This is a genomic window from Novosphingobium resinovorum (genome assembly GCF_036352595.1).
GTDB lineage: Bacteria > Pseudomonadota > Alphaproteobacteria > Sphingomonadales > Sphingomonadaceae > Novosphingobium > Novosphingobium resinovorum_B.
Genome location: NZ_JAZFAX010000012.1, coordinates 112,923 through 128,512 on the forward strand (window position 1 = coordinate 112,923; position 15,590 = coordinate 128,512).

The following is a 15,590-nucleotide window of genomic DNA, read 5'->3' on the forward strand; positions in this document are numbered from 1 at the left end:
TCAGGCCATGAGGACGGTCAGAGGGCAAGGACATCCTTCACCTTGCGGCGCAGCAGCTTTCCCATCTCGTTGTAAGGCAGTTCGCTGACGAAGGCGACCTTCTCAGGCACGCGCGAGGAGCGCAGGCGCGAGCGGACGAGATCCTTCAGTTCGTGCTCGGGCGGTACGTCATGCCCGGCGCGGGTGACGATCGCGACGCCGACCGCCTCGCCCCATTCGACCGAGGGGATCGCGCAGGCGCAGGCATCGGCGACCGCCGGGTGGGTGAGCAGCACGTCCTCGATCTCTCCCGGCGACATGTTCTCGCCGCCGCGCACGATCACGTCGTCGGCGCGGCCGGAGAGGAACAGGTAGCCGTCCGCGTCCATGTAGCCGGCGTCGCGGGTGGGAAACCAGCCCTCGGCATCGAGCGCGCTCTTTTCCTTGTACTCGCCCGAGACCTGCTCGCCGCGCACGTAGATCTCGCCAGGCTCGCCGGTGGGGAGGACTTCGCCGTTCTCGCCGCGGATCTCGATCTCGACGGTCGGGATCGGTTTGCCGAGCGAGGTCAGGCGGGCGCGGATGTTCGGATCGTCGGAGGCGAGGGCCTCGCGGTGATCGTCGGGGCCGAGCAGGGCGACGGTGGAACTCGTCTCGGTCAGGCCATAGGCGTTGGTGAAGCCCGCCGCCGGGAACCGTTCGAGGGCCTTGTGGATCACCTCCAGCGGCATCTTGCCGCCGCCATAGGCGATCGCGCGCAGCGAGGCGGTGTCGGCGCTCGTGCCTTTCTCCATGGCCTCGATGATGCGCGCGAGCATGGTCGGCACGACGAAGGCGTTGGTGACGGCCTCGCCCTCGACCAGCGCCAGCCAGCCTTCGGGCGAGAAGGCGGGCAGCATCACGATCCGGCGCTGCGCATAGATCGACGACAGCAGCGCCGAGATGCCCGCGATGTGGTAGGGCGGGACCACCACCAGCGCGGCGTCGGCCTCGTCGGCGCCGGCGAACTCGACGGTGCCCAGGATGTAGCCCAGCAGGTTCGAATGGCGCAGGATCGCTGCCTTGGGCGCGGCCGTGGTGCCGCTGGTGAAAAGCTGGATCGCCACGCCTTCACCGGGATCGTATTCGCGCGCGTCGTCCGCCGGGACCGTCTCCTGCGACTTGAGGGTGAACTCCTCGCGCGCCAGGATGGTGTGGCCCTGGTTCCCGGCGATGCGCATCACGCGCTCCTCGTCGCCGATCACCAGCGCGGGCGCGATGCGGCCCAGCAGCGCGGCGAGGTCGGCGTCGGGCAGGCGATAGTTGAGCGGGCAGTAGGGCACTCCCGCCAGCGCCGCGCCGAACACCGCGATCACCGCCGCCTCGCTGCTTTCGTCGAGCAGGGCGACGTATTCGGCCCCGCTGTCCTGGATGACCGCGAAGGCGCCGCGCGCGGCGGCGAGGAGGTCCGCGTAAGTCCAGCGCTTGCCCTCGCAGACGAGGGCGATGCGGTCGGGCGCGGCCTCGGCCGCCATTTCGAGAAGAAGGGCGATGTTCATCGGCGTGTAGTCAGTCCGAGGCGGGAAGCGGCTTGGCGTCCTTGACGACGAGCGCCTGCCCGTCGACCGCGAGCGAGCCCTTGCCGGGCTTCACGCAGAGCAGTTCGTACTTGCCGTCGGTATCGACGTAGCGCTTGCCCATCAGCGTGCCGGCCGAGAAGTCGGCGGCGAGGGGGGCGGGATCGGCGGGCTTGGCCTCGCCCATCGGCGCACCGCCGCATTCGATCTGGCCATCGGCGGCGCGGATCACCATGACCTCGGTGTCGCAGGCGGCGCTCTTCAGGCGGGTTCCGGGCTTCATTTCGGGTTCCTTGTCCTCTCTTGCATGCGTCTTGTTCGGATGAGCGCTCAGGCGATCGCGCCGCTGGCCTTCCATTCCTCGATCCGGTCCCATTCCACGCCCATTTCCATGAGCACGATCTCGGTGTGTTCGGAGGCCTGCGGCGAGCGGGTGGTTTCCACCGCCTCGCCGTTCCACTGCACCGGGCCGCGCACCAGCTTGAGCGGCGCGCCGCCGTCGGCCCCCTCGACTTCGACGATCATGTCGTTGGCGAGCGCCTGCTCGTCGGTCAGCAGTTCGTGGAAGCTCTGGATCGGCGCCCACTGGCCGGAGAAGGTCTTGAGGTGCTGGCGCCAGTATTCGAACGGCTGCGAGGCGAACGCCTTCATCAGGATATCGCTGGCGGCACCGGCGTTCTCGAACAGCGCGCGCGGTTCGCTGAAGCGCGGATCGTCCGCCGCCTCCGGCACGCCGATGTGCTCGAACAGGCTGCGGATATGGCCGGTGGGCGAGATCGTGCAGAGGTTGATCGTGCCGTTGTCGCTGGTCTGGTAATTGCCCATGAACGGATTGCGCGCAGCGCCGCCCGAGCCGGGCATCGGGTTGCGCGTGAGTATGCCGGTCTCCGCGACCTGGGCGATCACCGCGCCCGAGGCCCAGGCGGCGGCGCTCAGCAGCGAGACGTCGAGTTCCACGGCCTCGCCGGTCTTCTCGCGGTGGAAGAGGGCAGCGGAGATGCCGCCGGCGATGAACATGCCGCCGATCGAATCGCCGAATGCGGGGATCCCCTGCGAGATCGGGCCGGGCAGTTCCTCGGGAGTCATCGAATAGGCGATGCCGCTGCGCGACCAGAAGCAGGTGCCGTCGAAGCCGCCGACCTCGCGCTCGGGGCCCTTGTTGCCGAGCGCCGAGCCGCGCGCGTAGATGATGTTCGGGTTGGCGGCGCGGATGTGCTCGACGTCGAACTTGTTCTTCTGGCGCACCTGCGGGAGGTAGTTGGTCAGGAACACGTCGCACTGCTTCGCCAGTTCGTAGAGCACGTCCTGGCCCTCGGGCGTGGACAGGTCGATGCCGACGCTGCGCTTGCCGCGATTGGGGTGTTCGAACAGCGTGTGGCGCAGCGGGTCGAGGGTGACGCCGCCCATGTTGAGAAAGCCGCGCTGGGTGTCTCCGCGGACCGGATGCTCGATCTTGATGACGTCGGCGCCCCAGTCGGCCAGCACCGCGCCGGCTGCGGGAGTGAAGGTGAACTGCGCGACTTCGAGGACGCGCACGCCCTGCATGACCTTTGTCGACATCTGCTGCCAATCCCTGTGATTTTCTGTCCGGCGCCCGGTTTTCCGCCGTTTGCACCTGTCGATCCGGTGTGCGCGCAAAGCCGGGATGGATCAACCGGGTGGCCCATCGTGCGGACGATCATGCCCGTAGATACCTGCTTTTCCAGCGCTTCCAGAACTGCGGGAGCGCCGTGCGCAGGCGAATGCCGCCGAGGCGATGATGTTGCCGAAAGTGCCTTTAAAGATGCATAATTTGCATTTGACCGGGTGTTCAAAAAATACTAACCCAGCTTAGTAAGTAAATCAGCCCGAGCCTTAGGGGTTCGCAGTTTTCGGAGAAACGCCATGAAGAAGTTCGTCACGCTCGTCGCTCTCGCCACCGTCGCGTCGGCCCCGGTCGCCGCCTTCGCAGAGACCACCCAGGTCCGCGAAGCCACCGAGGAAACTGCCGCCGCTCCGGTCGCGCTGAACGCCGGCAAGATGCTCTACGCCGCCGACGGTTTCCGCGTCGCCTCGATCTACCGCGTCAGCGCCGAGGGTAACCCGCAGGTGATCCTCAACGGCCGCCTCGTCACCGTTCCGGCCTCGAGCCTCAGCGACGTCGGCGGAAAGGTCACCACCTCGCTGTCGAAGAAGGAACTTGCTGCCGCGAAGTGAGTTCTGCCGATACTCTCAAGAAGAAGAGGGCGGCGCCGGATGGCGTCGCCCTCTTTTCTTTTTGCGGCCGGGTCTTTTTGCGGCCGGGCAGATCGGCGCGGCGTGCCGGCGGTTCAGCCCCGGCTGACGTTCTCGTAGATGCGCGTCATGAAATCGAGCAGCATGTCGACCTCGCCTTCCGAAAAGCCGGCGAACATCTTCTGCTCGCTCTCGCTGGCGATGGCGCCGAGCTGGTCGAGCAGGGGACGTGCCTGTTCGGTCAGGTAGACCGCGCGGGCACGCCGATCGTCGCGGCGGTCGCGGCGTTCGAGCAGGCCGTCGGCGCAGAGGCGGTCGATCAGGCGGCCCGCCGAAGCCTCCGACATCTCGAGATACTCGGCGACGGTGCGCTGGGTCGAGCCGGGATAGCGCGCGACGATCGCGATCATCGCCCACTGCGAGCGGGTGACGTTGAGCGCGGCAACCTTGCGGTCGAAGTTGTTGCGCTGCAGTCGCGAAACGATCGTCATGCGCAGGCCGACCTGGCGCCTGGGACTTTCGTCGCGCATCATGAACGGGTCGTTGATCGTTCCGGCCGGCTTGTCGTCGGTTCGTTCCTGGCCCGCTTCTGTCGCCACTAACTGCTCCATGTTGCGCGCCGTCAGACGCGTTCGATGATGATGGCGGGGGCCATGCCGCCCGCCGCGCACATCGTGATGAGGGCATAACGCCCGCCGATGCGTTCGAGTTCGTCGAGCGCGGTGCCGATCAGCATGGCCCCGGTGCCGCCGATCGGGTGGCCGAGCGCGATCGACCCGCCATTGGGATTGACCCTGGCGCGGTCGAGGTCAAGGTCGCGGATGAACTTCTCGACGACCACGGCGAAGGCCTCGTTCACTTCGAAGACGTCGATGTCCCCGGTGGTCAGCCCCGCCTTGGCGAGAACCTTGCGCGCGGAGGGCACCGGGCCGTTGAGCATGAGGGTGGGGCAGTCGCCGGTCTCGGCCATGGCGACGATGCGCGCACGGGGCTTGAGGCCATGGGCGTCCGCATAGTCCTTCGAGGCCAGCAGGATCGCCGAGGCACCGTCGACCACGCCCGAGGAGATGCCGACATGGTGGATCGGCGTGATCTCGACGTCCGGATAGACCTGCGTGATGAGTTCGCCGTAAGTCCTGCCGCCGGGTGTCGAGGGCATGTTCAGGAACATCTCGAAGGCGGGCTTGAGCTGGGCGAGGCTCTCCGCCGTGGTTTCGGGCCGGGGATATTCCTCGTGGTCGAGGATCACGTTGCCCTCGTCGTCCTTCACGACGATGGTGGATTTGTCGAAGCGGCCTTCGGCGATGGCGATGGCGGCGCGGCGCTGGCTCTCGACGCCGAGCGCCTCCAGTTCCGCGCGGGTGATGCCTTCCATCGCGGCGATGGCATCGGCGCAGACGCCCTGGTTCGACTGCGGGTGCTTCGCCTGCAGGCGGGGGTTGCCGGCGCCCATGCCGGCGCTGCCGACGCCGGCCTCGCGCATCTTCATCCCGTACATGTTGGCGTAGGAGAGCATGTCCATGCCGCCCGCGACCATGAGATCGGCCATGCCGGACTTTATCATCGCGGCCGAGAGGTTGGTGGCGGTCAGGCTCGATCCGCAGAAGCGGTTGAGGGTGACGCCGCCGGCCTTCACGTCGTAGCCGGCGTCGAGCGCGGCCATGCGGCCGATGTCGCCCGCCTGCAGGCCGAGCGCCGCCGAGACGCCCCAGATGACGTCGTCGACGTCGGCGGTGTCGAGGGCGTTGCGCTCTCTGAGCGCGGCTAGGACCGTGGCCGAAAGATGCTCGGGATGCATCTGCGAGAGCGCGCCCTTGCCCATCTTGCCGAGCCCGCGCGGGGTACGCACGGCGTCGATGATATAGGCCTCGGTCAAGACAGGTCTCCTCGCGTTTATCGCGCGGCAAAGCGCGGTTTCCCGCGTGATGCGGGCGGGGCGGGCGATTTGCAATCTGGGGCGGGGGTGCTATCGCCGCAGCGATTGCTGACTATGGTTAGTATATCGGAATCGCGCGGCCTTGCGTCAATGGATCGTCTTCGCGATGGGCGGCTTGACGCGGCGCTGCCGCCGTTCAAGATCGATGGCCAGATATAACGACAGGGGGACGAGCAGCCATGGCGAGCGTGGACGAGGAACAGCCCGGCGGCGCCTTCGCACCGCTTCGCGAACGCACGTTCCGCAATATCTGGACCGCGAGCCTGTTCTCAAACTTCGGGCAACTCTTCCTGGGCGTGGGTGCGCAATGGGAGATGACGCGGCTGAGCAGTTCGCCGAGCATGGTCGCGCTGGTGCAGAGCGCGATGATGTTGCCGCTGATGCTGGTGACGCTGCCGGCGGGTGCCATCGCCGACATGTTCGATCGCCGCCGCATCGCCATCACCGGCCTTGCCTGCAGCGCGGTGTGCGCGGCGGTGCTGGCGGCGGTCACGTTCCTCGGCCTGACCACGCCCTGGCTGCTGCTGGCGTTTTGCGTGCTGATCGGCGCCGGCGTGGCGCTGTTCTCGCCTTCGTGGCAGGCCTCGATACCGGAGCAGGTCTCGCGCGCGCACTTGCCCGCCGCCGTGGCGCTGGGGACGATCAGCTACAACGTCGCGCGCAGCTTCGGGCCGGCGCTCGGCGGGTTGATCGTAGTGGTCTATGGCGTCCGGGCGGTGTTCGGCATGACCTCGCTGCTTTACCTGCCGCTGCTGATCGCGTTCTTCTTCTGGCGGCGCCGCCATGTGCCCTCGCGCCTGCCGCCCGAGCGGATCGACCGTGCCATCGTCACCGGCGCCCGCTATGCGCTCCACGCCCCGGCGGTGCGCACCGCGCTGCTGCGGGTGCTCGGCTTCGGGCTGAGCACCGCGACGGCCTCGGCACTGGCACCGCTCATCGCCAAGGACTTGCTCGGCGGGAATGCGGCGACGTTCGGAATCCTGCTCGGCGCGCAGGGCGTGGGAGCGGTGGCGGGCGCGCTGTTCGTCAGCCAGATCCGCGCGGCGATATCGACCGAGTGGGCGGTGCGGCTTTTCGCTGTCGGCACCGGCGCCGCGCTGGTGACGATCGGGTTCAGCCATTCGCTGGTACTCAGTTGTCTGGCCTTCCTGATCGTGGGGGCCTGCAACATCCTGACGATCGCGATGCTGAACGTGACCGTCCAGCTTTCGGCGCCGCGCTGGGTGACGGCGCGGGCGCTGTCGCTGTTCTCTTCTGCAATCACCGCCGGGATCGGCATCGGCGCCTGGGGCTGGGGCGTGGTCGCGGCGCACCATGACGTCGCCTTCGCGCTGGTGGCTTCGGGCGTGGCGGTGGGCGCGACGGCATTCCTGGGCCTCCTGCTGCCGATCGGCAAGGATCCCGAGGCCGACATGGACACGGTCGACATCGGCCACGAACCCGCCGCGAACCTGCCGCTGACGCTGCGTTCCGGGCCGGTGGTGGTCGAGGTGGAGTACGACGTCGATCCCGATCTGGCGCGAGAGTTCCACGCGGTGATGACGGCGATGCAGCGGGTGCGCAAGCGCAACGGCGGCTTCGACTGGACGATCTCGCGCGACATAGAGAACCCGGCGCTCTGGACCGAGCGCTACCACTGTCCCACCTGGGGAGATTACCTGCGCATGCGAAGCCGGTACACGCAGGGGGATTACGATATCCAGGCGCAGGCCGACGGGTTCAATCGCAGTCGCCATGGCCGCCGTGTGCGCCGCCGGCTGGAACGGCCGTTCGGCTCGGTGCGATGGCAGGCCGATTCCTACGATCCGCGCCAGGAAACCATCGGCTACATCACCCCCGGTACCTGAATCCGCCGCTGGCGCGATATGTGGGGCGTGCGTCCGGTCGATCGCTGGATCGCGTCGATTCCCCGTGCCACTCTGCGTGAAAAGCAGATGGGAGGGATTTCATGAAGATCGCGACGACGTGCGCGTCCATATTCGCGCTTGCCGCAATGGCGCCGCTGACGGCCTTTGCTCAGGATACGGGGCAGGGGATGGCCCAGGGCGATACCGGCGACATCGATGGCGGTGCGATCATCGTCACCGCGCAGCGCCGTGCCGAGGCGCAGGTCGATGTGCCGATCTCGATCACCAACTTGTCGGGCGACGCTCTCAAGACCGCCAGCGTCCAGCAACTCGCCGATATCGGCAAGGTCACCCCGGCGCTGCGCTTCGACTTCGCGGGCGGCTTCTTCCAGCCCACCATTCGCGGCATCGGCACGGCGGTGACGACCTCGGGCGGTGGCGGCAACGTCGGCATCTACATCGACGGTTTCTATTCGCCCAACCCGCTGGCGGCCGATTTCGACCTCATCAGCGTGGATTCGATCCAGGTGCTGAAAGGCCCGCAAGGCACGCTGTTCGGCCGCAACACCACCGGCGGCGCCATCCTCGTGACCACGCGCGAACCCTCCACTTCGGCCAATGCGTTCGAGGGGCGGCTGACCTACGGCCGCTACAACGAGGCCAAGGCCGAGGGCTTCGCGAACTACGTGATCTCCGACCGCGTCGCCCTCGGCATCGAGGGCCAGTACCGGCGGGGCGACGGCTGGCAGCGCGACATCTCGAACGGCAACCGGCGCGTGGGTGGCTACGAGAGCTGGTCGGTGCGCCTTGGGCTCAAGGCCGAACTGACCGACACCGTGGACGTGCTGCTGCGCTACAAGCATGGCGACGTGGACGATCCCTCGACGATGCTGGCTTCCAGTCTCGACACCTCGGACTTCGGCCTCGGCGCACCGTTCGGCGGGGTGCCGGGGACGTACACGACCGCCAAGAACCGCATCGCCACCGGATCGGTCGGCGAGGTATTCCGCTCGAATACCGACGTGGTCCAGGGCACGATCCGCGCGGACCTCGGTTTCGCCGACCTGACCTCGTACAGCCAGTACCGCAGCGAGAACTCGGTGATGTCGCAGGATCTCGACTATTCCGGGCTCGACCTGTTCCAGCTCGGCCTGCCCAATCTCAACGAGACCTGGAGCCAGGAAGTGCTGCTGACCTCCAAGGCCGGTCCGAAGCTGCAGTGGACCGCCGGGCTGTTCTACTTCCAGAACAGCGACACCTACATCACCTACATCAACAACGCCGGCAACGATCCGGCCCAGCGCATCCGCCTGGGCGGTTCGAGCACCACGGTGAAGAGCTACGCGGCATTCCTCGACGCCACGTACGAGATCACGCCTAGCGTCTTCCTGACGGCGGGCGCGCGCTATTCGATCGACAAGATCGTCGATGCCTATTGGAACCAGCAGTTCCTGCTCACCGAGATGCCGGTGCCGAACATCTCGAACAACAAGCTGACCCCGCGTGTCGTGCTGCGCTACAAGCCGACCGACCGGACCAGCATCTATGCCTCGTTCACCAAGGGCTACAAGGCGGCGATCTCGGACGTGGGCGGCTCGTGCCAGATCCCCGATACGAACTACACCTGCAACAAAGTGCAGCCCGAGGACATCAACGCCTACGAAGTGGGCTTCAAGTACGAGCAACGCGGCCTGTCGTTCGAGGCTGCGGCGTTTTACTACGACTACAAGAACCTGCAGGTCTCGATCTACCGTACCGGCACGGCCGAGATCATCAATGCGGCGACCTCGGAGATCTACGGGCTGGAAGGGGCGCTGCATTACCAGGTTACCCCGGCGTTCCAGCTCAACGCGGGCGCGTCTTATGTCCATGCGCGCTACAAGCGCTTCAACGATGCGCCGGTGTACGTGCGCTGCGCCGGGCTGGACGAGGACACCGCCGAAACCTGCGCCGCCAATGGCGTGACTTTCGTGGTCGTGCCGACGACGCTGGAGAACGTGACCATGCAGCGCACGCCCGAGTTCACGGGATTCCTCGGCGCGCGCTACGAGACGCAGCTTGGCGGCGGCGAACTCGCGCTGTCGGGCAACCTGTTCTACTCGTCGAGCTTCTACTTCGGACCTTCGGGCGTACAGTTCCGGCAGGGCGGCTACGAAACGCTGGCGCTGCGCGCGCAGTGGACCGCGCCGGACGAGAAGTTCCACGTCGCCGTGTTCGGCGACAACGTCACCAACAGCCGCTACCTGACGCAGGCGCAGTATTCCAGCTACGGCATCGGCGCCAACTGGAGCAAGCCGGTCACCTACGGTGTCGAACTGGGCGTCAGCTTCTGAGAGTCGGTTCGGAAATTCGCGGCACCGGAACGGGGGAGAATGTCATGACCGAACAGAAGACCTGGCGCGTCGTGCAGTGGGCGACCGGCAACATCGGCAGTCGTTCGCTGCGCATGGTGATCGAGCACCCCCGCATGGAACTGGTCGGGCTATGGGTCAGTTCGCCCGAGAAGGTCGGCAGGGACGCGGGCGAGCTTTGCGGGCTGCCGACCGAGACGGGCGTGAAGGCGACCAACTCGCTCGACGAGATCGTCGCGCTCGACGCCGACTGCGTCCTGTTCATGCCGCAGGGGACGGACTGGGACGCGCTGTGCGCCTTGCTCGCGTCCGGCAAGAACGTGGTGACCACGCGCGGCGACTTCCATTTCCCGCCGAGGATGGATTCCGAAAAGCGCGCGCGCATCGAGGAGGCCTGCGCGCAAGGGAGTACCTCGATCCATTCCACCGGATCGAGCCCTGGCTTCGTCACCGAGGCGCTGGCGATTCCGCTATTGTCGCTCCAGCGGGGGCATGGCCTGCTGACGATCGACGAATACGCCGATTGTTCGAGCCGCAACTCGCCAGACATGCTGTTCAACATCATGGGGTTCGGGGCGCCGATGGGCCCATTCGACCAGCGCCGCGCCGAGCACCTCAAGGGCGACTTCGGCAGTTCCCTTTCGCAAGTGGCCGAGGCGATCGGGCTGCCCTGCGACGACATCGAGGCCGTCGGCGAACTCTCGGCCACGCGCCGGGATCTGGAGATCGCCGCTGGCACGGTCCCCGCCGGCACCGTCGGCGCCATGCGCACCACCATCACCTGCAAGCATCAGGGGCGAGCGATCCTGCGCTTTCGCGCCAACTGGTACGTCACCACCGACATCGAGCATGACTGGGCGCTGCGCGATTCCGGCTGGCGCCTCGCCACCGAGGGCGACACGCCGGTGACCGTGGACATCCACTTTCCCGTCGCCGAGGCAGACTATGCCGCCTATACGCCGGGGCTGACCGCGCACCGTCCCGTCAACGCCGTTCCCGCCGTCTGCGCCGCCGCGCCGGGCATCCGCACCACCGTCGAACTGCCGCAGATCGTCCCGCTCTACGGCTGAGCGGGGCCTGCGGCGGCGGGCGCGGGGGTTGCCGTCGCCTGATCGCCGCCGAGCACGCGGTAGAGCGTGATCCGGTTGCTGGCGAGGGCGAGCCGGACCGCGATCTCCGCCTGCCGCGCCGAATAGAGGCTGCGCTGGGCGTCGAGGTTGTCGAGCGAGCCGACGATCCCGCGCCGATAAGTCGCCTCGGTGAGCGTGGCGCTATCCTGCGCGGCCACCGTGAAGGCCTTCGCCGCGCGCAGTCGCTCGGCCAGCGTACCCTGGTTGGCGAGGGCGTCGGCGGTTTCCTGGAACGCGGTCTGGATCGCCTTCTCGTAGGTCGCCAACGCGGCATCGCGCTGGGCCCTGGTGACTTCGACGTTGGCCTTGCGCCCGCCGGCGTTGAACACCGACCAGCTGCCGTCGGCGCCGAGGGTCGTCGTGCGCGAAGCGGCGTCGAACAGTCCCGACAGCGACTGGCTGGCGAACCCGATCAGCGCGCTGAGCGAGATCGAGGGGAACAGCTGTGCCCGCGCGACGCCGATGTCGGCATTGGCGGCGCGCAGCTGGTACTCGGCCTGGACCACGTCCGGGCGGCGCAGCAGCACTTGCGTGGAGGTTCCGGCCGGCACTTCGGCCAGCCCGGCGTTGACCTCGTCGATCCCTGCCGGCAGCAGCGCGCGGTCGAATTCGGCGCCGACCAGCAGGCGGATGGCGTTGACGTCCTGCGCCAGCGCGGCGGTCTGGGCGGCGACATCGCCGTTGGCGGTCTCCAGCACCTGCTCGGCCTGGCGCAGCTCGGTTCGTGCGGCGACGCCGCCCTTCAGGCGCGCGGAGGAGAGGCGGACGCTGTCCCTGGCATTGGTGGCGGTGGCCTGCGCGGTCCGCAGCAGGTCGTTGTCCGCCGCGTAGGTCGCCCAGGCGAGCGCAAGGTCGGCGACGAGGCCGAGGCGTACCGTGCGCCCGGCGGCTTCGGTGGCGAGGGCGGTGTCGCGGTCGGACCGGGTGGCATTGGCGAGCTTGCCGAACAGGTCCAGCTCGAAGCTGGAGATCCCGCCCTGCAGCGCATAGCTCATGCCGTTCTGGCCGAAGCCGCCGCCGGTCTCGGTATCGGTGGCAGAGCCGCTGACGGCGACCGCCGGGAACTGGTTCGCCCGCGTCACCCGCACTTGCGCCCGCGCCGCCGCGACGTTGGCCGCCGCCACCCGCAAGTCGCGGTTGTTGGCCAGCGCCTGTTCGACGAGCGCCTGCAGGCGCGGATCGCGGAACACGTCCTTGTAGGAGACCGCCGGCAGCGCCGCCTCGCTTTGCGCCAGATAGGCATCGCCGGCCGGCCACGACGCCGGAACCGGCAGCTCCGGCTGCACGTAGCGCGGGGCCAGCGAGCAGGCGCCGAGCGCCAGGGCAGGCAGCATTCCGGACAGCAGCCGGGGGTTCACGCGCTTCATGCCGGGTCTCCCGCGCGGCCCTGCCGTTCGCGCAGCTTCTCGCGGGCGAGGGCGAGGCCCTCGCGCACGCCGCGCCGGACCAGCACGAAGAACAGCGGAATGTAGAAGATCGCCAGCAGCGTCGCGGTCAGCATGCCGCCGACCACGGCGGTGCCGATGGCGACGCGGCTGTTGGCGCCGGCACCGGTCGCGATCGCCAGCGGCAGCACGCCGAAGATGAACGCGAAGCTGGTCATCAGGATCGGGCGCAGGCGGATCTTCGCGGCTTCGAGTGCGGCGTCGATGACGCGCTTGCCCTGGCGTTCCGCCTGTTCGGCGAACTCGATCATGAGGATCGCGTTCTTCGCCGCGAGGCCCATCGTGGTGAGTAGGCCGATCTGCAGGTAGACGTCGTTCTCCAGCCCGCGCAGCGTCACGAAGGCGATCGCCCCGAGCAGGCCGAGCGGAATGACCAGGATCACCGCCACCGGGATCGACCAGCTCTCGTAGAGCGCGGCCAGGCACAGGAACACCACCAGCAGCGAGAGCGCATAGAGGATCGGCCCCTGGCCCGAGGACAGCCGCTCCTGATAGGACGAACCCGCCCAGGCGACGCTGACGCCGGGGATCTCGGACGCGAGTTGCTCCATGACGTTCATGGCCGTGCCCGAACTGATGCCCGAACCCGCCTCGCCCGAGAATTCGTAGGCCGGCAGGCCGTTGAAGCGCGAGGTCGAACTCGGCGCGGTCGACCAGCCGACCGAGGAGAACGCGGAGAACGGCGCCATCTGCCCGTCCGTGCCGCGCACGAACCACTGGGCAAGGTCTTCGGGCCGCGAGCGGAACTGCGCGTCGCCCTGCACGTAGACGCGCTTGACGCGGCCCTTGTCGATGAAGTCGTTGACGTAAGTACCGCCCCAGGCGGTCGAGAGCGTCGCATTCACGTTGGCCGGGGTCAGGCCATAGGCGGTCAGGGCGCGCGTGTTGGTGTCGATCTTGAGGGTCGAGACGTCGGGCAGGCTGCTCAGGCGCACCGTCGACAGCTCCGGGTTCTGCGTGGCGGCGGCGAGCAGCTTCTCGCGCGCGGCGGTGAACTGGTCCGCCGAAAGGCCGCTGGCGTTCTGCAGTTCCATGGTGAAGCCCGAGGAATTGCCGAGGCCGCGCACGGCGCCGGGCACCAGCACGAAGACCTGCGCATTGCGCAAGCCCTTGAACGCGGCGCTGGCGCGCTTGACGATCGCCTGCGCGCCATTCTCGGCGCCCTCGCGCTGCGACCAGTCGGTCAGGTTGATGTAGGCCTGTCCGCTGTTCTGGCCGGACGCGCCCTGGCCACCGCCGGTGACCGAGAACATGCCCGAGACGTTATGCTTCTCGTAGGTCGTGAAATAGCTCTCGACGGCGCGCTGCACTTCCTCGGTGCGGGCACGCGGGGTACCGGCGGGGAGGCGCCACTGGACCATGATGTTGCCCTGGTCCTCGTTGGGCAGGAACCCGGTGGGCAACCGCTGGAACAGCCAGAAAGTGCCCGCGCAGGTCACCACGAACAGTGCCAGCCAGCGCCACTTGTGCGCGACGACGACCTGCACCTTGCGCACGTAGGCATCGGTGGTGCGCTCGAAGCTGCGGTTGAACCAGGTGTGGAACTTCTCCCAGCCGCGCGCCAGCCAGGGCAGGCGGCGCTCGATGAAGGTCGGCTCGTGGCCTTCCTCCCCGTGCGGCTTCTTGGCCTTGAGCAGCGTCGCGGTCAGCGCCGGGCTGAGGATCAGCGCCACCAGCACCGAGAGCACCATCGCCGTCACGATCGTCAGCGAGAACTGGCGGTAGATCACGCCGGTCGAGCCGCCGAAGAACGCCATCGGCAGGAACACCGCCGAAAGCACCAGGGCGATGGCGACCAGCGCGATCTGGATCTCCTCCATCGACTTGATGGTCGCCTCGCGCGGGGACATGCCGGGGTTTTCTTCCAGCAGGCGCTCGACGTTCTCGACCACGACGATGGCATCGTCCACCAGCAGGCCGATCGCCAGCACGAGGCCGAACAGCGTCATCGTGTTGATCGAGAAATCCATCAGGTAGAACACCGCGAAGGTGCCCAACAGCACGACGGGCACCGCGATCGCCGGGATCAGCGTGGCGCGCCAGCTCTGCAGGAACACGAACATCACGATGACGACGAGCACGATCGCCTCGAACAGCGCCTTCTCGACTTCCTCGACCGAGAGCTTGATGAACGTCGTGGAATCGCTGCCGTAGATGTACTTCAGGCCGTCGGGCATCTCGGCCGAGAGCGCCTCCATCTTCGCCTTGACCGCCTCCGCGGTGCGCAGCGCGTCGGCGCCGGGCGCCAGCGAGATCGAGATGCCCGCGCCGGGGTGGGCGTTGACGCGGCTGACGGTGGTGTAGCTGTCGGCGCCGATCTCGACGCGCGCGACGTCGCCGATGGTGACGGTCGATCCATCGGGATTGGTCTTGAGGACGATCTGGCGGAACTGGTCTGCGGTCTGCAGGCGCGATCCGGCAGTGACGACGGCGTTGATCGCCTGGTTGTCGACCGCCGGCATGCCGCCGATCTCGCCCGCCGCGACTTCGGTGTTCTGCGCGGTGATCGCGGAGGTCACGTCGCTGGGCATCAGCGCCACGGCGGCCAGCTTGCGCGGGTCGAGCCAGATGCGCATCGCGTGCGGCGCACCGAACACGTTGACGTCGCCGACGCCTTCGACGCGGGAGAGCGGATCCTGGATGTTGGAGGCGAGGTAGTCGGACACGTCCTGGTTCGAACGCGTGTCGGTCTCGTCGTAGACCGCCACCAGCAGCAGCTGGTCGGGGTTGGACTTGGTCACGGTGACGCCGCGCGCCTGCACCGTCTGCGGCAGGCGCGGCAGGGCGGACTGGACCTTGTTCTGGACCTGCACCTGGGCGATGTCGGGGTCGGTGCCCTTGGCGAAGACCACGCTGATCGTCGCCTGCCCGCGGTTGCTCGATTCCGAGCTGAAGTACAGCAGCCCGTCGACGCCGGTGAGCTGTTGCTCGATGATCTGCGTCACCGAGTTCTCGATCGTCTGGGCCGAGGCGCCCTGGTAGGTGGCGCGGATGTTGACCTGGGTTGGCGCGATGTCCGGGTACTGCTCGTTGGGCAGGAAGTTGAGCGCGCCCAGCCCCGTGAGCATCACGATGATCGCCAGAACCCAGGCGAAGATCGGTCGGTCGATGAAGATGCGTGACATGCCGGGC

The 15,590-nt window shown here is 67.6% G+C and carries 11 protein-coding genes; 4 read left to right on the forward strand and 7 right to left on the reverse strand.

The genetic code is table 11. The features are described 5' to 3' along the window. Positions 1-17: 17 nt before the first annotated feature. The 3 genes from V2S85_RS13455 to V2S85_RS13465 are packed head-to-tail and all read right to left on the reverse strand — an operon-like array spanning position 18 to position 3,095. On the reverse strand, positions 18-1,517 hold the full coding sequence (locus V2S85_RS13455) for a class I adenylate-forming enzyme family protein (RefSeq protein ID WP_330703361.1): 1,500 nt from the start codon (positions 1,515-1,517) through the stop codon (positions 18-20). A gap of 10 nt (positions 1,518-1,527) precedes the next feature. Next, a complete protein-coding gene (locus tag V2S85_RS13460; protein ID WP_330703362.1) occupies positions 1,528-1,818 on the reverse strand; it encodes a hypothetical protein in 291 nt (96 codons plus the stop codon). Between the two features lie 47 nt (positions 1,819-1,865). Next, the gene (locus V2S85_RS13465; protein ID WP_330703363.1) at positions 1,866-3,095 is read right to left on the reverse strand and encodes a CoA transferase; all 1,230 of its coding nucleotides are present in this window, start codon (positions 3,093-3,095) and stop codon (positions 1,866-1,868) included. A 324-nt stretch (positions 3,096-3,419) separates the two neighbouring features. On the opposite strand from V2S85_RS13465, the gene V2S85_RS13470 reads away from it, so the two are divergent. Continuing rightward, positions 3,420-3,731 (forward strand): hypothetical protein, encoded by a 312-nt coding sequence (locus V2S85_RS13470; RefSeq protein ID WP_330703364.1) that lies wholly within the window; start codon positions 3,420-3,422, stop codon positions 3,729-3,731. Positions 3,732-3,844: 113 nt separating this feature from the next. On the opposite strand, the gene V2S85_RS13475 is transcribed toward V2S85_RS13470, so the two are convergent. After that, on the reverse strand, positions 3,845-4,348 hold the full coding sequence (locus V2S85_RS13475; protein WP_330703365.1) for a MarR family winged helix-turn-helix transcriptional regulator: 504 nt from the start codon (positions 4,346-4,348) through the stop codon (positions 3,845-3,847). A gap of 23 nt (positions 4,349-4,371) precedes the next feature. Continuing rightward, positions 4,372-5,625 (reverse strand): acetyl-CoA C-acetyltransferase, encoded by a 1,254-nt coding sequence (locus tag V2S85_RS13480; RefSeq protein ID WP_330703366.1) that lies wholly within the window; start codon positions 5,623-5,625, stop codon positions 4,372-4,374. Positions 5,626-5,864: 239 nt separating this feature from the next. On the opposite strand from V2S85_RS13480, the gene V2S85_RS13485 reads away from it, so the two are divergent. The 3 genes from V2S85_RS13485 to V2S85_RS13495 all read left to right on the forward strand — a co-directional run bounded on the left by V2S85_RS13485 (position 5,865) and on the right by V2S85_RS13495 (position 10,953). Next, positions 5,865-7,532, forward strand: coding sequence for an MFS transporter (locus tag V2S85_RS13485; protein ID WP_330703367.1), 1,668 nt, complete (start codon positions 5,865-5,867; stop codon positions 7,530-7,532). 101 nt (positions 7,533-7,633) lie between these two features. Further along, complete coding sequence (locus V2S85_RS13490) at positions 7,634-9,865, forward strand: TonB-dependent receptor (RefSeq protein WP_330703368.1); 2,232 nt, start codon at positions 7,634-7,636, stop codon at positions 9,863-9,865. A 44-nt stretch (positions 9,866-9,909) separates the two neighbouring features. Further along, positions 9,910-10,953, forward strand: coding sequence for a dihydrodipicolinate reductase (locus tag V2S85_RS13495; RefSeq protein ID WP_330703369.1), 1,044 nt, complete (start codon positions 9,910-9,912; stop codon positions 10,951-10,953). Here V2S85_RS13495 and V2S85_RS13500 read toward each other — a convergent pair. Both V2S85_RS13500 and V2S85_RS13505 read right to left on the reverse strand, forming a co-directional pair. Further along, positions 10,944-12,380 carry an efflux transporter outer membrane subunit gene (locus tag V2S85_RS13500; protein WP_330703370.1) on the reverse strand — a complete coding sequence of 479 codons (1,437 nt, stop codon included), beginning with the start codon at positions 12,378-12,380 and terminating at the stop codon, positions 10,944-10,946. The two genes, V2S85_RS13495 and V2S85_RS13500, sit on opposite strands and share 10 nt — an antisense overlap. Further along, positions 12,377-15,583 (reverse strand): efflux RND transporter permease subunit, encoded by a 3,207-nt coding sequence (locus V2S85_RS13505; RefSeq protein ID WP_330703371.1) that lies wholly within the window; start codon positions 15,581-15,583, stop codon positions 12,377-12,379. The genes V2S85_RS13500 and V2S85_RS13505 overlap by 4 nt, the downstream gene beginning before the upstream one ends. Between the last annotated feature and the right edge of the window lie 7 nt (positions 15,584-15,590).

Coding starts and splice junctions, on each gene's coding strand:
- V2S85_RS13455 (WP_330703361.1), bottom strand. CDS start 1,517: ATGAACATCGCCCTTCTTCTCGAAATGGCGGCCGAGGCCGCGCCCGAC.
- V2S85_RS13460 (WP_330703362.1), bottom strand. CDS start 1,818: ATGAAGCCCGGAACCCGCCTGAAGAGCGCCGCCTGCGACACCGAGGTC.
- V2S85_RS13465 (WP_330703363.1), bottom strand. CDS start 3,095: ATGTCGACAAAGGTCATGCAGGGCGTGCGCGTCCTCGAAGTCGCGCAG.
- V2S85_RS13470 (WP_330703364.1), top strand. CDS start 3,420: ATGAAGAAGTTCGTCACGCTCGTCGCTCTCGCCACCGTCGCGTCGGCC.
- V2S85_RS13485 (WP_330703367.1), top strand. CDS start 5,865: ATGGCGAGCGTGGACGAGGAACAGCCCGGCGGCGCCTTCGCACCGCTT.
- V2S85_RS13490 (WP_330703368.1), top strand. CDS start 7,634: ATGAAGATCGCGACGACGTGCGCGTCCATATTCGCGCTTGCCGCAATG.
- V2S85_RS13495 (WP_330703369.1), top strand. CDS start 9,910: ATGACCGAACAGAAGACCTGGCGCGTCGTGCAGTGGGCGACCGGCAAC.
- V2S85_RS13500 (WP_330703370.1), bottom strand. CDS start 12,380: ATGAAGCGCGTGAACCCCCGGCTGCTGTCCGGAATGCTGCCTGCCCTG.
- V2S85_RS13505 (WP_330703371.1), bottom strand. CDS start 15,583: ATGTCACGCATCTTCATCGACCGACCGATCTTCGCCTGGGTTCTGGCG.